General features: G+C 52.3%; 17 protein-coding genes. 14 read left to right on the plus strand and 3 right to left on the minus strand.

Annotation, left to right across the window (positions count from 1 at the left end; genetic code table 11):
- The first annotated feature begins 20 nt into the window (after nucleotides 1-20).
- The 3 genes from SNR34_RS12525 to yidC all read left to right on the plus strand — a co-directional run bounded on the left by SNR34_RS12525 (nucleotide 21) and on the right by yidC (nucleotide 2,885).
- Nucleotides 21-1,646, plus strand: a complete 1,626-nt coding sequence (locus SNR34_RS12525) for a DUF4153 domain-containing protein (RefSeq protein WP_486182019.1) — start codon at nucleotides 21-23, stop codon at nucleotides 1,644-1,646.
- Between the two features lie 82 nt (nucleotides 1,647-1,728).
- The gene (locus tag SNR34_RS12530; protein ID WP_236419508.1) at nucleotides 1,729-2,082 is read left to right on the plus strand and encodes a hypothetical protein; all 354 of its coding nucleotides are present in this window, start codon (nucleotides 1,729-1,731) and stop codon (nucleotides 2,080-2,082) included.
- Nucleotides 2,019-2,885 carry a membrane protein insertase YidC gene (gene yidC, locus SNR34_RS12535; protein WP_236419511.1) on the plus strand — a complete coding sequence of 289 codons (867 nt, stop codon included), beginning with the start codon at nucleotides 2,019-2,021 and terminating at the stop codon, nucleotides 2,883-2,885. The genes SNR34_RS12530 and yidC overlap by 64 nt, the downstream gene beginning before the upstream one ends.
- Nucleotides 2,886-3,059: 174 nt before the next feature.
- Here yidC and SNR34_RS12540 read toward each other — a convergent pair whose 3' ends face one another.
- Entirely contained in the window at nucleotides 3,060-4,136 is a 1,077-nt protein-coding gene (locus tag SNR34_RS12540) for a helix-turn-helix transcriptional regulator (RefSeq protein WP_486182020.1), read from the minus strand.
- A 125-nt stretch (nucleotides 4,137-4,261) separates the two neighbouring features.
- Between SNR34_RS12540 and SNR34_RS12545 the strand changes: the two genes are divergently transcribed.
- The 8 genes from SNR34_RS12545 to SNR34_RS12580 all read left to right on the plus strand — a co-directional run bounded on the left by SNR34_RS12545 (nucleotide 4,262) and on the right by SNR34_RS12580 (nucleotide 12,335).
- Nucleotides 4,262-4,969: a class I SAM-dependent methyltransferase gene (locus SNR34_RS12545; RefSeq protein ID WP_236419514.1), complete on the plus strand. Its 708-nt coding sequence runs from the start codon at nucleotides 4,262-4,264 to the stop codon at nucleotides 4,967-4,969.
- Nucleotides 4,953-6,050: a saccharopine dehydrogenase family protein gene (locus SNR34_RS12550; RefSeq protein WP_486182021.1), complete on the plus strand. Its 1,098-nt coding sequence runs from the start codon at nucleotides 4,953-4,955 to the stop codon at nucleotides 6,048-6,050. The genes SNR34_RS12545 and SNR34_RS12550 overlap by 17 nt, the downstream gene beginning before the upstream one ends.
- 73 nt (nucleotides 6,051-6,123) lie before the next feature.
- On the plus strand, nucleotides 6,124-6,417 hold the full coding sequence (locus SNR34_RS12555; protein ID WP_236419518.1) for a hypothetical protein: 294 nt from the start codon (nucleotides 6,124-6,126) through the stop codon (nucleotides 6,415-6,417).
- Nucleotides 6,418-6,488: 71 nt separating this feature from the next.
- Nucleotides 6,489-7,781 (plus strand): amidohydrolase, encoded by a 1,293-nt coding sequence (locus SNR34_RS12560; protein ID WP_486182022.1) that lies wholly within the window; start codon nucleotides 6,489-6,491, stop codon nucleotides 7,779-7,781.
- 556 nt (nucleotides 7,782-8,337) lie between these two features.
- Entirely contained in the window at nucleotides 8,338-10,173 is a 1,836-nt protein-coding gene (locus SNR34_RS12565; protein WP_486182023.1) for a UbiD family decarboxylase, read from the plus strand.
- A 249-nt stretch (nucleotides 10,174-10,422) separates the two neighbouring features.
- A complete protein-coding gene (locus SNR34_RS12570) occupies nucleotides 10,423-11,502 on the plus strand; it encodes an HD-GYP domain-containing protein (protein ID WP_236419524.1) in 1,080 nt (359 codons plus the stop codon).
- A 144-nt stretch (nucleotides 11,503-11,646) separates the two neighbouring features.
- Nucleotides 11,647-12,153 (plus strand): SRPBCC family protein, encoded by a 507-nt coding sequence (locus SNR34_RS12575; protein WP_445259755.1) that lies wholly within the window; start codon nucleotides 11,647-11,649, stop codon nucleotides 12,151-12,153.
- 53 nt (nucleotides 12,154-12,206) lie between these two features.
- Nucleotides 12,207-12,335 (plus strand): hypothetical protein, encoded by a 129-nt coding sequence (locus SNR34_RS12580; RefSeq protein ID WP_486182539.1) that lies wholly within the window; start codon nucleotides 12,207-12,209, stop codon nucleotides 12,333-12,335.
- Nucleotides 12,336-12,367: 32 nt separating this feature from the next.
- On the opposite strand, the gene SNR34_RS12585 is transcribed toward SNR34_RS12580, so the two are convergent.
- A complete protein-coding gene (locus tag SNR34_RS12585; RefSeq protein WP_486182024.1) occupies nucleotides 12,368-13,579 on the minus strand; it encodes an MFS transporter in 1,212 nt (403 codons plus the stop codon).
- A gap of 227 nt (nucleotides 13,580-13,806) precedes the next feature.
- On the opposite strand from SNR34_RS12585, the gene SNR34_RS12590 reads away from it, so the two are divergent.
- From SNR34_RS12590 to SNR34_RS12600, 3 genes are all read left to right on the plus strand, one after another.
- On the plus strand, nucleotides 13,807-14,400 hold the full coding sequence (locus tag SNR34_RS12590) for a TetR/AcrR family transcriptional regulator (RefSeq protein WP_236419530.1): 594 nt from the start codon (nucleotides 13,807-13,809) through the stop codon (nucleotides 14,398-14,400).
- Nucleotides 14,397-15,482 carry a hypothetical protein gene (locus tag SNR34_RS12595; protein ID WP_486182025.1) on the plus strand — a complete coding sequence of 362 codons (1,086 nt, stop codon included), beginning with the start codon at nucleotides 14,397-14,399 and terminating at the stop codon, nucleotides 15,480-15,482. The genes SNR34_RS12590 and SNR34_RS12595 overlap by 4 nt, the downstream gene beginning before the upstream one ends.
- 113 nt (nucleotides 15,483-15,595) lie before the next feature.
- On the plus strand, nucleotides 15,596-15,859 hold the full coding sequence (locus SNR34_RS12600; RefSeq protein WP_236419535.1) for a hypothetical protein: 264 nt from the start codon (nucleotides 15,596-15,598) through the stop codon (nucleotides 15,857-15,859).
- 283 nt (nucleotides 15,860-16,142) lie between these two features.
- Here SNR34_RS12600 and SNR34_RS12605 read toward each other — a convergent pair whose 3' ends face one another.
- Complete coding sequence (locus SNR34_RS12605; RefSeq protein WP_236419537.1) at nucleotides 16,143-17,171, minus strand: LacI family DNA-binding transcriptional regulator; 1,029 nt, start codon at nucleotides 17,169-17,171, stop codon at nucleotides 16,143-16,145.
- Between the last annotated feature and the right edge of the window lie 218 nt (nucleotides 17,172-17,389).

Below are 17,389 nucleotides of genomic sequence, written 5' to 3' on the forward strand. Positions count from 1 at the left end.
TCTAAATGGAGGGCATTTCCATGATTGAGAACATGTTGTCGTCTCCCAAAAGGGCGCCGATTACGCTATTGGCAGCGATCGTGCTGGCTATACTACACCAGTATTTGTTTTTTGAGAAAACGCCGGGGATATCCTATCCGCTCTTTGTCATCCTGTTTTACGGCTTTATGTTGTCCTTTGCCAAAGACCGGTTGCGGGCGAAGACGTATATGGACTTATTTTTCGCCGGGAGTATTCTACTTTTATCGCTAACGCTTGTGTTATTTGATAACCCGCTGTTCCGCATTTTTAATGTTATGGCCGTACCTGGGCTTGTTTCTTTACATATAGCATATTTGCTTGGACGAAAAAAGCGGAATTGGTGGGAGCCCGGCTTGATCGGAACGGCTTTGGACCATTTGCTGCCGCAATCCATCCGGCACTGGAAAACGCTCGTCCTGATGGCATCCAAAACGGGCGGTAAAGGTAAAGGCATAAACCGGACGCAAAAAGCGATTGTGCTGAAAATATTGGCAGGGCTTGCGATATCTTTTCCGATCCTGATCATCGTATTGTCATTGCTCAGCTCGGCGGACGGCATTTTCAGCCAACTTGTTTCCGGCATTCCGCAATGGCTGGATCAATTATCGTTTGGGGAAGGTTTCCCGAGAATCGTATGGGTGGTCGTTGCAAGCTTGTTGTTTTTCGGATACGTATGGGGATTTGTGCAGCCTATGACGTATGAGGCCGAGAAAAGAGAGAATGCTCATTGGAAAAACGGAATGAAGGTTTACGGACCAATGCCGCTTGAAACGGGAACGGAAACGGATCCAGCGGGAGACGCAGCTACTAAAAAGGCAGTGGCAGGCCAGTTTTATGGAGCTCAGTCAACCAATCCGCAGCCCGTGAAGCTGGATCCGCTGATCATGGGGACAATCCTTGTGGTTATTAACAGCGTGTATGTACTGTTTGTGTTCGTGCAGTTTGCGTACCTGTTCGGGGCGGGGGAAGGGAACCTGCCATCGGGAATGACGTACGCGGAATATGCTCGCAGCGGCTTTGCGGAGCTGGTATTGGTCACGGGCATCAATTTTGTCATTTTGACGATCGCTTTGCAGTTCACCAATACGGTTGGAAGCGTGGGCACGCGTGTCCATCAAGTGCTGTTGTTTATTACGGTTGGATGTTCAGCCATCATGCTCTACTCGGCCTTTGCGCGTCTGCTGCTTTATGAGCAGGCTTACGGCTACACCTACATCCGTTTTCTGGTACATGCGTTTATGATCTTTCTTGCGTTTCTATTGCTGATTGCCAGTTTGCGTATTGTACGCACAACGTTTCCGATGTGGCGCTGGGTTCTGGCGCTCTCCTTGACGGCCTATGTCGCAGTCAACTATGTTGGCATGGATCGAATCATTGCCGAGCGGAATATCGAGCGTTACCATCAGTCCGGGGACGTGGATGCATCTTATCTGGCAGGATTGTCTGCCGATGCCGTTCCGCTGCTGAGTGACTTTGCAAGGAAAGAAAACGAGGAATTGAAAGCATTGCTGCTGGAGCGGCGGCAGCAGCTGGAGGCGGATGGCTCGGTTCATTCATGGCCTTCGTTCAACATTGCCAAATATCGGGCCCTGCATGAATTGCAAACATTGGCAGCAGAAGAGTAACACAAATGTTGTCATGATTTTATGCAAAATCGATATGTAAGTGTTATAATGTAAAAACGAATATATGAAGGGGGTGAATCTCTTGTTTGAGCTTCACGAATGGTTGCCGTATATTTTCTCCATCGGCCTGATCGTCACGGTGAGTTACGCATATATTGCGCATTTGCACTGCGGACTGGCCGAGTTCTGGGTGAAGGGCGGAGCCGGTGATTATTGGGGCTCCGGCCCGCCGGCGATGCCGATCGAAACGCAGCATAAGCCCGAAAGTTTTTGTCGCAAGGTCAGACGCAGACAGGCCCCGGATGACGATGAACCCGATTGTCACTCCTCGTTGAATGGACGGATGGACAACACACAACGAGGAGGATTTAAATGGAGCATCAATCGAACAAGAGATTCACGCTTAATACGGGACGGTTACGTATACTTGGTTTAATGGCGGCGCTGCTGGCGGTATTGGTATTATCCGGCTGCAGCGGCAACGTGACGGAAATCAACTCATCGACGCCTGGCTTTTTCAATCACTACGTGGTCTTCCCGCTGTCCTATCTCATTCAGCATATCGCCACTTTTTTTGACGGAAGCTATGGGGTAGCGATCATTCTGCTTACGCTGGTCATTCGTCTTGCCCTGCTTCCGCTTATGATGAGACAGGCCAAGTCCCAGCAGGGGACACGGGCGATCATGAACAAAATGAAGCCGGAGCTGGACGCCCTCAAGCAGAAATACGAAGGCAAGTCCGATGCGGCCAGCCGCCAGAAGCTCTCGGAAGAAACGATGGCCTTGTACAAAAAGCACAATTTCAATCCGCTGAATATCGGCTGCTTGCCGCTCTTGATCCAGCTTCCGATCTTGTCAGGCATCTATACAGCCATCCGGTTGACGCCGGAGCTGTCGTCGCATTCGTTTCTCTGGTTCAAGCTGGGGTCGCCGGACATTGCGCTCGCCATCGTGGTAGCGGTCATTTATTTGATCCAGTCCAAAGTATCGCAAGCCAACATGCCGCCTGAGCAGCGAAAACAGTTTGCGATCATGGGATACATTTCTCCGCTGATGATGGCCTTCTTTTCGTTCTCTGCTCCTGCCGCAATGCCGCTATATTGGACAGTCGGCGGATCATTCCTGCTGCTGCAGACACTCCTGTTCCGCAAGCTGTATCCGGTGGACGTTCCGGAAGAGCCGGCAGAGGTGCCAACGAAAAAGGTCAAATCGGGAAAAGCGAAACCGGCGAAATCCTAAGTTGTTTGGCATAGGCGCAGTACAATATGAAGAACAAGTAATCCAATGGCTATAGCAAAAAAGCCTGGTCCGTGATGGATCAGGTTTTTTTTGTATCCCCTCATTGCCACCTGGTTTGACTGAAGAATCAGGATCGATGGTTTCGGGATAACATATGTTTCTGGCAATTGACCATCATGAAGACCCGTCGGATAACTGGAAGCGGGAGACAAAATGCCAAATCAGCTCCCGCCGCGAGGAGACGCCCGTTTTGGAAAAAATCGATTTCAGATGATCCTGCACCGTGTATGCCGATATGTGCATGGCTGCGGCAATGTCTTTGGACGAATAGCTGCGCAGGACAAATCCGAGCAGCTCCCGTTCGCGGGTTGTGAGCCCATGACGCTCCGCCAGCAAAGGCAGCAGTTCCTGCGGCATCGCCTGCTCCAGCCTAATGGCAACCTGGTCAGGACCGGACGACGTTTGCATACGGCTTGCTTGCAGCACCAAATAACGTCCGTCCGGAAGCTGAAAACAGGTTTTGGAAGGGGAGGCAGCGGCCTCACGGCAAATGACGTGGGAGCTGACGGCCCGAACCGGGCGAGGCAGGACGTCGGGGCCAATCTGCTCAAGCAGCCGCATCTGGGTTAACCAGTATCGGGCGGCCATGTTAATAGACAGCAGGTCGAGTTTATGCGATACGATCATCAAACCCGGCTCGACGGGGCTTTCACTACGGATTTCGTCCAACAGGGTCAGGCTGGTCAAGCGCAGCATGCGCGCCATCGATTCTGCCGCTGCCGCGATGAACTGTTGTTCTTCTTCGATAAACCATGGTTGACCCGCTCTGCGATAAAGGGTCAGATATCCCCAGCATGCGCCTTCGCTGACCAGTACGGTGCGCAGCTCGTCTCCGAATCCGGCAGGCAGCAGAATGCGGTCATAGCGGGGACTGTATTGCGATCGTTCGTGAACCGCTTCACTCAAGCGGGCCGCGTGTTTCCCCGTACGGATCATATCCGCGTATTTATGGTGGTCCTCTTCGGCATATTCGTTCAGAAACAGTTGGTTATGGATCGATTCGATGCCGGCTTCCGTCACCGCCCCTGTGGACAAAAGCGTCTGGGGATCTACGGTCGTAAAACAGTAGGCATCATAGGGAACGATGTTTTGAATTCGATGCAATACGGTTTCCCGATAGGTGCGCGATGTCCAGGTTTCTTTTTCGAGAGAGGTGATGCGATTTAAACTGCGGTCCGGGTATGCGATCAAACGAAGACCTCCTTTATCGGAAATATCCCAGCCTTCTGGGATGGTTGTTCATATGCATCCTTCTATAATGAATTTAGGGCATATAGCCGTCAAGCCGAACTTACAACCGAAGGAGGGTGACACCCATGAAAGAACAATCTGCCCCGATGAGTTGGGATACCGTTGACGGACGTCGCTACGAGCAATCGATCGCGCATAAAATACCGGGGTACGACCGGATGCATCAGCTGATGGAGCGGCTGCTTGCCGCAACGCTGGAAAACCAAACCGCTGCCAGACTGCTGGTAACCGGAGCGGGAGGAGGGAAAGAAATCACGCTGCTCGGGAAACGGCATCCAGGCTGGACGTTTGTCGGCGTGGATCCCTCGGCTCCGATGATTCGCCTTGCGCAGCAGCGGGTTCACGAAGCAGGCTTGGAATCCCGGGTTCAATTGCACGATGTGACGCTGGAGGAACTGCAAGCGGGCGATCGGTATGATGGGGCAACAAGCATGTTGATGCTGCATTTCATCCAGGGCCTGGAAGCGAAGCGACGATTTTTGAACGAGGTGGCGAATCGGCTTAAGCCAGGTGCACCCTTGATCGTTTCCTCCGTGAATGCAGATCTGGCCTCGCCAGCCTACCCGGCCGTCATGAATGCCTGGAAAAGGCACATGCTTGAAGCAGGTGTTCCCGCCTCGGATTGGGAGCGTTTTGCTGCTTCATTAGGTCATGAATCCGATCCCGTCTCGGGCGAAGAGCTGGTTCGCTTGCTTAGGGACTGCGGATACAAAAATAGTACACGCTATTTTGGAGCGTTCTGGGTGGAGGGGTACTATGCCATCCGTGCATGATTATCAGGCCGAAAAAGATCAAATTTGGGTCATCGGCGGTTATGGCCAAGTCGGCAGCATGGTTTGCACTGTGCTCGCCCGTTCGTTTCCAGGCAAAGTATGGGCGGCAGGCACGCGGCTGGAAAAAGCCATAGAATTCAGCCGCTCCACGGGCGGAGCAGTTCAGCCTTTGCTGTTGGACGTAAGAAAGGGAGTCGATCCCGCCAAATTAAAAAACGTCAAGCTGGTGGTCATGTGCGTCGACCAGATGGATACACGATTCGTGGAAGCCTGCGCGCAGGCCGGGACGGATTATATGGACATATCGGCAAAAGGAGATTTTCTGGCTTTGGTGGAGCCTTTGCACCAAAGATTGCAGAAAGGCAAAGCGACCGCGATGCTCAGCGTCGGGTTGTCGCCGGGGGTGACCAATTTGCTGGTGCGCGCAGCCGGAGCCCATATCGACGAAGTGCTTGAGGTGGATATCACGGTCATGCTTGGTCTGGGGGAGAAACACGGCAAAGCAGCCGTGGAATGGACCGTAGATCAGTTGAATGCCTCGTACCAGGTTATGGAGAACGACAAACTCGTGCTTGTTCGCAGTTTTATGGACGGCAAATCCATTGATTTCGGGCCAAAGCTCGGGAAGCGCAAAGCCTATCGCTTTAATTTTTCCGACCAGCACACGGTTGCCCGCACGCTCGGAATTCCGACGGTATCTACCCGGCTGTGCCTGGATTCCCGCTTCATGACCGGATTGATATCTTTGGCGCGCAATATTGGCATGATCCGTTTGCTAAGCGTACCGTCGATCCGTAACGGCACGGTCAAAGCGTTTGACCTGCTGCCCGGCGGTGAAGAGATGTACGCCGTCAAAGTCGATGCCAAAGGCAAGCTGCACGGGAAAGACGTTCAGGTGGAGCAGCTTCTGGTCGGACGCCGGGAAGCGGATGCGACCGCAGCCGTGGCAGCGGCCGTGGCCGAACGCATGTACAGGGAGAGAGCGCCGCATGGCGTCTATCATCTGGAGCAATGTTTTACGCTGGATGACATTCAGAAGGAGCTTGCCGAACCTCTAGAAGTCACGACTAAGGTAATTTAAGCGCAAACATGTTTTTGCCGCCGTTCCCGATCTGTTATGATGGGACAAAGAAGACAGGGGACGGGGGGAGAACGTGGAACCCATTGCGGTATTGCCGTATTACAAAGTGCAGCGCGAGGTGACGGGCATCTCGCAGGAGGTGCTCCTGAGCCATCGTTCCATGGTGTTATATGCTGATCGAATCGTGACGAAATACCGGGAATTCGACCTCGTCAACGTGTTCGATATGTCTTTCCGGCGAATGGGAAAGGAAGGCGGTTTCTTTTATTTGCACACAAGCACGGGAGTGTATCCCTACATGGTGCATGTAGACCCCAGACCCTTCATTCAACGGTTTCATTTAATCAAAATGAAAAAGCGCCCTTGACCTTTCCGCTGCGTCAAGGTTTATCCTCGGTTTAGAGCATCGACATTCTAAACTAAAGGAGCCGTGAAACGATGGGGATATTGATCAGGCAGGTCAACATTCTGAGCATGAAGGATGAGGAAAGTGCCTATTTGGGAGATATCCGTATGGAGGGAGAACGGATTGTCGCGATGGGTTCACAAGTCTCCGCCGAGCCGGGAGACGACATCCTGGAAGGGAACGGAATGCTCGCCATGCCGGGATTGATCAACGCGCATCAGCATACGCCGATGAGTCTGCTGCGGGCGTTCTGCGACGATTTGAAGCTGATGGACTGGCTGGATCGCAAGATGCTGCCCGCGGAAGCCCGGATGACGCCGGAAGACATTTACTGGGGCGCCAAGCTGTCCTTGGCCGAGATGATCCGGTCGGGGACGACGGCTTTTGCAGACATGTACATTCATATGGACGAAATTGCGGAGGCGGTTGCCGAGACAGGCATGCGTGCTTCCCTTACGCGGGGCATGGTATTTATGGAAGACGATGGGGGAGCCCGGCTGCGGGAGGCGGTGGACCTCGTACAGCGCTGGTCCGGCCAGGCAGAAGGCCGCATTACGACAATGTATGGCCCGCATTCCCCGTACACTTGCCCGCCCGGGCCGCTGCGCGAAGTGATTGAAATGGCGGAGAGCGAACAGGTGCCGATCCATATCCATTTGGCCGAAACCCGGGAAGAAACGGTCAAGATTCGCGAAAAGTATGGCATGACGCCTGCCGAGTATCTGGAGAACACAGGTTTGTTTGAAAAAACGCATGTGCTGCTCGCCCACGGGGTGCACTTGAACCGCCGCGACATCGCCAGGTTAAAGGGCATGCGCGGCGGCGTCGCCCATAACCCGGTCAGCAATTTGAAACTCGGATGCGGCATCGCTCCGATCACGGACATGGTGGCCCAAGGGGTTGCCGTGGGGCTGGGCACGGACGGTGCCGGAAGCGCAACGACGGTGGACATGTTCGAAGGGATCAAGGCTGCGACGTGGCTGCAAAAGCTGGACCATGGCGACCCTACGAAGCTGCCGGCACGGGAGGTGCTGCGGATGGCGACGAGCGGCAGCGCCTATCTGCTCAACCTGCATGAAGACGTCGGCGTGCTGGACGTTGGCCGCAAAGCGGACCTGATCCTGATCGACCTGCGAAAGCCGCACCTTCAGCCGATGCACAACGTCGAATCGCTGCTCGCTTACAGCGTGAATGGAGCCGACGTGGACACAACGATCGTGAACGGACGCGTGTTGATGAGACACCGCGAGCTGCTGACGTTGGACGAAGAGATCGTGCTGCATGAAGCGAGAAAACGGGCAGCGCGGATCGTCGAAGGAATATGATAGAATCATCGTTATGGTGCAATTTCCTATTGTCGCAGAGTATGCTCCGGGCCTTAAAGGCTCGGAGTTTTTTGGTGTTTCAAGTCATAAGCGTTTCAGCGCGAGGTTTGAATGCGCCACATCATGATTTTTTATGCAGGATATATCCCGTTTGTCGAAGCAGAGGATCATCTGATAATATAGATGTGATGTGATGTTGAAAGAATCGTCAGAATGCAATGATATATAAACCGCAAAAACATCCACACGTTAACGGAGAGACAGAACCAATCTGGAGAAGCGAAGCGTTCGCATTTATCACCGGATTTTCCCCATTGAAAAAGGGATTCAAAAAAATCCGGGGGTAATAGCGATCGGAAGATGGTACTGTACTCGCAGTGGCCTGGTGTGATTGATTATTGCGGTTTATATTGATAAAATATTCAATTTCGCAGGACAAGGTTCGTCTGGCGAATGACCGCATCGATAACGCAAGTGATGCACCTCTATGTGAATCGTTGAACATGTTTTTCAAGGCAACCAATGAACACTATTTTATCAAGAATGGAGTTATCCGATGAAATATCGCAGCATGGAAGATTGCATTATCGATTTGGAGCGGCACGGGCATCTTGTCCGGGTCAAGGAAGAGGTTGATCCCCATCTGGAGATGGCTGCCATCCACCTGAAGGTTTACGAGGCGAAAGGGCCGGCGCTGCTGTTCGAAAATGTGAAAGGTTCCAAGTTCCCGGCCGTATCGAATTTGTTCGGCACGATCGAACGCAGCAAATTCATGTTCCGCAGCACGCTGGACGACGTACAGCGTGTGATTGGCGTAAGGAACGATCCGATGAAGGCGCTCAAGTCGCCGTTTCAACACGTTCGCACAGCCCTCGCAGCTTGGCAGGCGCTGCCCAAAGAGAAGTCGATCAGTTTGCCGGTGGCCGCACAAGAGATCCAGATTTCCGATCTTCCGCTGATCAAACACTGGCCCATGGACGGCGGGGCGTTTGTCACGCTCCCTCAGGTGTATTCGGAGGATCCGGACAAGCCGGGCATCATGAACTCGAATCTTGGCATGTACCGGGTGCAGCTGAGCGGGAACGAGTATGAGATGAACAAGGAAATCGGACTGCATTACCAGATCCATCGCGGCATCGGCATTCATCAGGCGAAGGCCGTGAAAAAGGGAGAGCCGCTGAAGGTCAGCATTTTTATCGGCGGTCCGCCTGCGCATACGCTGTCGGCCGTGATGCCGCTTCCGGAAGGGCTCAGCGAAATGACCTTTGCCGGCCTGCTTGCCGGCCGACGTTTCCGCTACAGTTACAAGGACGGGTATTGCATCAGCAACGATGCGGACTTTGTGATTACCGGGGAGATCCACCCAGGTGAGACGAAACCGGAAGGCCCGTTCGGTGACCACCTCGGCTATTACAGCTTGACGCATCCATTTCCGCTCATGCGGGTGCACAAAGTATATGCCAGACCAGGCGCAATTTGGCCATTCACGGTGGTTGGCCGTCCGCCGCAGGAGGATACGTCTTTCGGAGAATTGATTCACGAAATAACGGGCGATGCCGTCAAACAGGAAGTTCCCGGCGTCAAAGAAGTCCATGCGGTGGATGCCGCAGGGGTTCACCCTTTGCTCTTTGCCATCGGAAGCGAGCGTTATACGCCGTATCAGAAAGTGAAGCAGCCTACGGAGCTGTTGACCATCGCCAACCGCATTCTGGGTACAGGGCAGCTTAGTTTGGCGAAGTATCTTTTCATTACGGCCGAGGACGAGCAGCCGCTCGATACGCATCGCGAGATCGAGTTCTTGTCCTATATTTTGGAACGCATGGATTTGCAGCGCGACATCCATTTTCAGACGAATACTACGATCGATACGCTCGATTATTCCGGGACGGGACTGAACAGCGGCAGCAAAGTCGTGTTTGCGGCATATGGGGACAAGCGGCGCGAATTATGCAGAGAGGTTCCCGAATCGCTGAAAGAGATTCGCGGATACGAGAACCCGCGACTCATCATGCCGGGAGTGGTCTGCATGCAAACGGACGCATTCGTCGATTACGCAGACGCGGAGCAGCAAATGCGGCAATTGACCGATGCACTCCAGGAACGGGGAGCGGAAGACGGCTGTCCCATGATCATCCTGTGCGATGACAGCACCTTCATGAGTGCGAATCTGAGCAATTTTTTATGGGCTACATTTACTAGAAGCAATCCTTCCCATGACATATATGGTGTGAACAGCAGATATAGCCACAAACATTGGGGCTGTGATCAGGTCATTATCGATGCACGCGTCAAACCGCATCAAGCTCCGCCGCTGATTCCGGATCCCGCCGTGGAGAAAAGCATTGAACGACTTTTCGCCAAGGGTGGAAGCCTGGCTTCGGTCAACATTTGATTCCGCGAAAAAGCCCAGACATTTAGGTTTGGGCTTTTTCCTATGGTCCCAATGACCTGTGTAGACCCGGGATTTATTTCAAATTCGAAATGAGAATAAAGTCTTACTCGTTCATATTTCCCACCGTGATTAAGGTCATTAGAACTATGGAGAAACCTCGCTGAATATTCGATATTAAGTAATATAGATGTTTCGAGGCCCTGTTGCATTGGGGACTGTACTATAATGATCGTTCAGGGGGAAGCGGATTTGAGAATACATATTTTGAGTTTGCAGGATGGCGATCGTCTCTCTGCAGATACATTTAGCGATGCAGGACTGCACGTTCTGGGCAAGGGGACGGTTCTCAAAAGCGATGACATCACCCTGCTGATGCAGCATCGGGTGGAGTACGTCGACATTGTGGACCGCGAGCAAGGAGAACCTGTTGCAAATGGCGATACAGCAGCTGTGGATGTCCCTGGAATCAGCAAGGAAGAACCGCCGGAAGAGGAAATGAAGCCCCAATTTATTCAAACCGTACATAACTATCAAAATGCTTTTTTGGAAGCACTCACCGTAGGCAAATTCAACGCCACGATGGTGGACGATGCGCTTCAACCCATGGTCGACGGATTGGACGAGCAGAAGGATGTCGTTCATCTGCTGATGATGCTGGAGCGGGATGACGTCAACAACTATACGCACTCGATTCAGGTTGGACTGTTGTCGTTCTATATTGCGACCTGGCTTGGCTATTCGCAGGCAGAGAGCTATGTCATCAGTCGCGGCGGGTATTTGCACGATATCGGCAAATGCAAGGTATCCCACCGGATTCGCAACAAGCTGGAACCTTTTACGCTTGAAGAGCAGCTTGAATACCAGCGTCATACGATCTACGGGCACGATATTATCAAAAGCTCCATGACCGACGAAACAACTGCGCTGGTAGCCCTTCAGCATCATGAACGTGAGGATGGCTCGGGTTATCCGCAGATGCTTGACCACAAGGACATCCATCCATACACTCAAATCGTATCCGTGGCCGATGTGTATATCGGCATGAGATCCGGCAAACACGGCAGCAGCAATCCAAACCTGATCAACAATTTGCGTGATATCTATGCGATGGGTTTCGGCAAACTGAACGGGAAGGCCGTTCAAGCCTTGATGCAGCACTTAATGCCTAATTTCATCGGCAAACAGGTGGTACTGAGCAATGCGGAGAAAGGTGTTATTATCATGAATAACAGCTCAGATATTTTCAAACCGCTTGTCAAGGTCGAATCCGGCCAATATCGCGACTTGTCCAAGGAGCGTAATATCGACATTAAGGAATTGAAGATCTAGCAAAGGAACGCTTCTCGGCACTGGCTACTTGCTTCATATGAAACGGGACTCCTGCACCAAATCAGGAGTCCCGTTTTTGGCTTGCGTGCCTGGGGTTCATTGTGTTTGCTTCAGGGCAAGCACTATACTAGGAGAAACCAGGAAATGGAACCGGTGGAGGGAGTTGTTCCGATGATTGAAGTCCAGACAGAAACGATGATCCATGCTCCGATGGAGCGTTGTTTTGACGCGGCCAGAAACATTGACTTGCATACCCGAACGGTCTGGAAACATACGCGGGAACGAGCAGTCGCAGGAGTGACCACAGGCCTGATCGGCGCAGGGGAGAGCGTCACGTTTGAAGCAACCCACTTCGGCATCCGGCAGCGGCTGACTTCGCGCATTGTAGAATTTGACCGGCCTTTTCTATTCGTGGACCAAATGGAGAAAGGAGCCTTTAAGAGCATGCGCCATGTGCACTCGTTTGAACAACGGGATAATCAGGCCACCTGCATGAGGGATACGCTAATATTTGAGGCGCCTTTAGGCGTTCTGGGTATGATCGCCGAGCGATTGGTCCTTCGGAAATACATGCATGCCTTTCTGAAAAGCCGAAATGCCCGGCTGAAAAACGTTTTGGAAAGTGAATGGTATATTACGTCAAATGATTGAAACGGAGGCTAACCTATGGAAAATGAATATTTCGTCGGTTGGGGTACGTAGCTTTGATTAATGCAGGGCTCGCACAAGGCAAAAACCGAAGCGGTCTGAACCGGTTTCTGATCTCGCGGCTGTGCGGCCCGCTCGCAACACGGTTTATCGTGGTGTGGAACAAACTTGAGAAGCAGGTATGACATCGCATGATGGAGAATGCAGAGCCGTGTTACTATTTTCGTTGGCGTATGCGCTCATAACCCCATACGAACAAGGCTAGGCCGCTTACGGAAGCGCCAAGCCAACTAACCCCGCTCCATCCTGCCCATGCGTACATTTGCGTAGAGGCGATGGAGCCTGTGGCGCTGCCGATGGAATAAAACACCATGTATGCGGCAGTGAGGCGGCTTTGGGCTTCGGGGCGCTCCTTGTAGATCAGGCTCTGGTTCGTCACGTGAATGGCTTGTACGGCGAGGTCCAGGAGCACGACGCCGACAATGAGGTAGCCAATGGAGTGATACAGCAGACCTATTGGCAGCCAAGAGGCCAGAAGAATGAGCACCGCGATCAGCGTGACGCGCTGGCCGTATCCGGCGTCCGCCAGTTTGCCGGCCTGAGCCGCGGCGAAAGCTCCGGCAGCACCGGCGAGGCCGAAGGCGCCGATGGCCGTATAGGATAAAGACAGCGGTGCCGTGCTCAAAGGCAAAACCATCGAAGTCCACAGAATGCTGAAACACGCAAAAATAAGCATGGCGAGCAGAGAACGCACGCGCAGCACCGGCAGTTCGCGATACAGCCGGAATACGGAACGAACCGTCTGTACATAACTCAGCTTTGACTTGGGGAGCTTGTGTTTTGGGAGCAAGACAAACAAAGCGATGCCGCATACAATCGTGAAACCTGCGGAAAAAAGGTAAACCGACCGCCAGCCCAGCCAGTCGTTCAACGTCCCGGCAACGGTGCGTGCCAGCAATATGCCGATGACGATGCCGCTGGTCACCAAACCTACCGTGCGTCCGCGTTTGGCTTCCGGGCTAAGCGTCGCTGCGGCAGCAACCATCGTTTGTGCAGCGACGGCAAGCGTGCCGACCGCGGCGATGCCGATGAGCATGGCGGTTATGGACGTAGAAGCCGAAACCCACACCAGGGCCAGAGCCGATATGCCCATTTGAACGGCAATCAGTGTGCGTTTGTCAACCAAGTCGCCGAGCGGTACCAGCAGCAGCAGACCTGCAGCATAACAAACCTGGGTTACGGTAACAACGATACCGATCGCGGAAGCCGAGACATGAAAGTCGCTGGCAATGGAGTCCAACAGCGGCTGGGCATAATAAATGTTTGCGACGGAAAGGCCGCTGCAGAGGGCTAACAAAAGAACGACGTATCCGGGCAAAGCAGCAGGGGTTTCCCTGGAAATACGAACTTGTCGCACCGAATTGCTCATGATCAAGCTCCCTTCAGGATGTGAAAATAGTAAGGATTCACCTCATAATGTACCGATCGATACATAATAAAGCTGAATAAAACGATAAGGCATGATCGGATATAATGTCAATAAAAATCTAGGTAACCAGTTCTAATCATCAAAAATGGATGGTAAAGACTTGACGGTGAACGTCAAAATTTTTAAAATATGAATTATACTGAACGGTAATAAAAGGTGGGTTGTCAATGGTTAGAACACGCGAGTTTGATACCGAAAAAGCGTTGGATGCGGCCATGCATGTGTTTTGGGAAAAAGGATTCGAAGCTGCATCGCTGAGCGATTTGACCAGCAGCATGGGCATTCAGCGTCCCAGCCTCTATGCGGCTTTCGGGGACAAAAAAGAACTGTTCGAAAGCACGCTGCGCAGATATAACGCCCTGCATGCATCCCGAATCAAAGCCAAGCTGCAGCAGGAGTCCTCCGTTCGAGCTTCGTTCCGCACCTTGTTCGAAAGCATCGGGACTGCTGAGGAAGAAACGGGGATAAATAGAGGTTGTTTTTGCATTAATACGATGGTTGAACTGGCTCCGCATAATCCGAGGTTTGCCGTGCTTACGCGTGAGCATCAGATGTATCTTGCCGCCATTTTTAAAGAAGCGATCGCGAGGGGGCAGGAAATGGGGGAACTATCCGGGACGCTGGATGCACATGCCGTGGCTCAATCGCTCGTCGTTTCGATGATTGGTCTGACGGTCATGATGAAATCCGGACCGGATCAGACGTTTATTCGGCAGAGCATCGATATGGCGCTGTCCGTGCTGGAAGGTGGGGAGCGATGATCCAAACGACGAGCAAGCTGCTTGAGCGATTGAAATCAAACACAGCCCCGGATGCGGCGATCATTGACGCCCATTGCAAAGTGATTTCAAGTTACGGGGATCGGTCGGACGCTGCCGCATTGCTGCGAGTTTTTATGGAGCGGCCCGAGGATTATCGTTATACCGCGCTGCTTGGACCAGTGATGCGATGTGGTGACCGGGATTTGGCGGAACAATTGTACCGATTCGCGTTCGAACACGGAAGATTGAAACCGGAGATGCCGTCGGAGCTTCTGCATGTTCTTGGTTATATGGAATATCCCCTGGATACGAATTACCTGGTAGATTGCGTACTTGAAGGGGATTGGTACCTGTCGAAAGATGCGTGCCTTGCTTTGCTGCATTTGCCTTGCGAAGAGCAACACCACCGGCTGGAAGAGGCGGTGGAACAAGTGGTCGGGCAGGCGATTTTCTCGGAATTTTTGCCTGCATTGTGCGTGAAGTGGGCTCCTGCGGCGAATATGGTTCCCCGACTTGTCGAGTGGGGGAATCGTGCATCGACCGACTGCAATGCAGGATTGGTTCTGGGAATTGCCCTGTACGGCCCCTCCCAGAAAGAGGTGCTTAAACGTCTGTTGTTGGAGCCTGGCTGGGATTTGTGCCAGAACGGAACAGGCAGTCATTGGTGGGCATATATGGCGATGCCATTGACAGGATTGAGTGTTCGTGAATTGATCGCCGAGCTGCGGCTAAACGAAACGAACACGGCCTCAGATCATCCGGCGTCTGCACCCTGTGCAAACAGGAGCGATTCTGCCCAATTTTCGGCAGTGCACCGATATCAGGTGCTTCATGATTTGTTGCAATTCACAATGGAAGCTCCGGATCATCCGCTTCGGCATGCACAAAAGCTACAGGAATCGATGGAAGATCTGTACCAGCAGTTGTTTGCATGGAGCACGCCGCATGAAGATGATTCCATTATGGGCCGGATTGGATTCGATTTGGGCATAAATCATTTCATGATTGACCGTTATAGCGATCTTCGTTCCAAAATGGAAATGTGCATAAGCCGAGAACTGGAACGGGGTGAACGCCGCTGACGCTCTTACCCTTAATCTGTAACTTTATGAAACTTTATGTATATTCAAACGTATGAAAGGCAAAGACGTGTATCTTTCCCGAATAACGTTGAATGCAGATAAGGAGGGGGAACATGCGGCTGGTACTTAACCGAATCATGTTGATTGCATTTTACTTGGTAGGCGTGCTTTCCACGACGTTGGGCAATACGGGCATGGTCACTTTTGGGCTGGTCACGCTGGGCGTGCTGGCGCTTGTCGTGATTGAGGCAACCTTGAGAATGACCGACCAATCCAAACAGGATGCTTTGTATGCCAAGGTTCGTGCCATCGTTCAGGTACTGGTGGCCATACTCGTTACGGCAGCTTTGTTCAAACTGGTTTGGTATTTCTTTTAGATCACAGCAGAACGTTGGAGCAATGCCGATTGCACGACGATCACAGACACAGACCGGGTAGAGCTCAAGTTTTCAATCATTACATAGGTACGAAGGCAATTGCTGCTTTTCAAACGAGTTGGCAGGGGGCCAAGAGAACGCCGTAAGGCATAGCATTTCAAAGTAGAGAGAACGACAAACAAGGTGTTCTTCGACGGGTTGACCCGCGTCGGGAGCACCTTGTTTGCGTGATGACCGGCGTTTTGCCGGGAAGGGCAGCATGAACGCTTCATGCCTTCATCCCCTATTCCCTCAGCGTCGAACGTGTCATGCTGACGCTTGACTCGCGTACGATAAGCCTGGGCTCGAACTGAATCCGTTCGTAGTCGCTGGAGCTCATGTCCCGAATGCGTTTAAGGAGCAATTCCGTTGCCAGCCTGGCCACTTCTTCGCCCATGATCGACACGGAACTGATCTTCGGCGAGCTGACCGTGGTCCATTGGTTGTTATCCACGCCAACGACGGCCACATCCTCCGGAACGCGAATGCCCAATTCCTTGAAACGGTTGACCAGGCCGATGGCCACCATGTCATTGATGGCATAGACGGCGTCCGGCATACGGGTCAGGCCGTAAAAATAGTCCGCCGCATTTGCGCCGGTCTGCAATGAAAAATCCTCCCCGAAGTAAACCAGCGAGATGTCGACATTCCCCAATGCTTGCTCGTACGCCCGATAACGTTCCTCGATAATGTCTTTGGGAGCGCCGGCATAAGCGATGCGGGTCCGGCCGATTTTGATCAGATGGTCCATGATCAGTTTGCCTTCAGGTTGGGAAAGGGAGACGATATCCGCATGAATGCCCTGTTCCAGTTTTTTGCCGTAATTGATCAGGGATATGGGTAATGGCGCTTTGTTGATCAGGGACGGCAATGTTTTGGGGTAGGCCAGGGGCATCATGATCAGCCCGTCGACATGCAGTTTTTTAATATGACGGATCGTTTCCAGCTCCGTGCGTGCATTGCCGGCGGTGTTAATCTGTACCACATGGTAACCATGCTGTTTGGCGGTCTGCTCGACCGACCACGAAATTTCCGGAATAATGGCATTGCGTATATCGGGCACAACGAGCGCGATTTGGTTGGTTTGGCGAATTTTCAGGCTTTGCGCGGACGTATTGGGAATAAAACCGAGTTCTTCAATCGCGAGCATGATTCGTTCCCTCGTTTTGCTGCTGATGCCCTTCGAGTTGTTGATGGCGCGGGAGACGGTGGCGATGCCTACGCCAGCCCGCTCGGCCACATCCTTGATTGTCACTTTATGTTCTTTGCTCACGTTAAAATCTGACCTCATTTCATCGGAAACGATTCCGATTTTTGGTTCGAAGTAATATATGGAACGATGGATATATATAGATTATAACACTTGCCGCGCGAATGTATCCGCATAAATATTGCAGCTGTGGGGAAAATGAATAGGCTTCAATGAAAGTGCTTTATTTCACATGGAGTTCATCGTGAGAATGGTTCAACTTTTAATTAAATAAAAGGAAA

Source organism: Paenibacillus sp. XP01 (assembly GCF_057364885.1).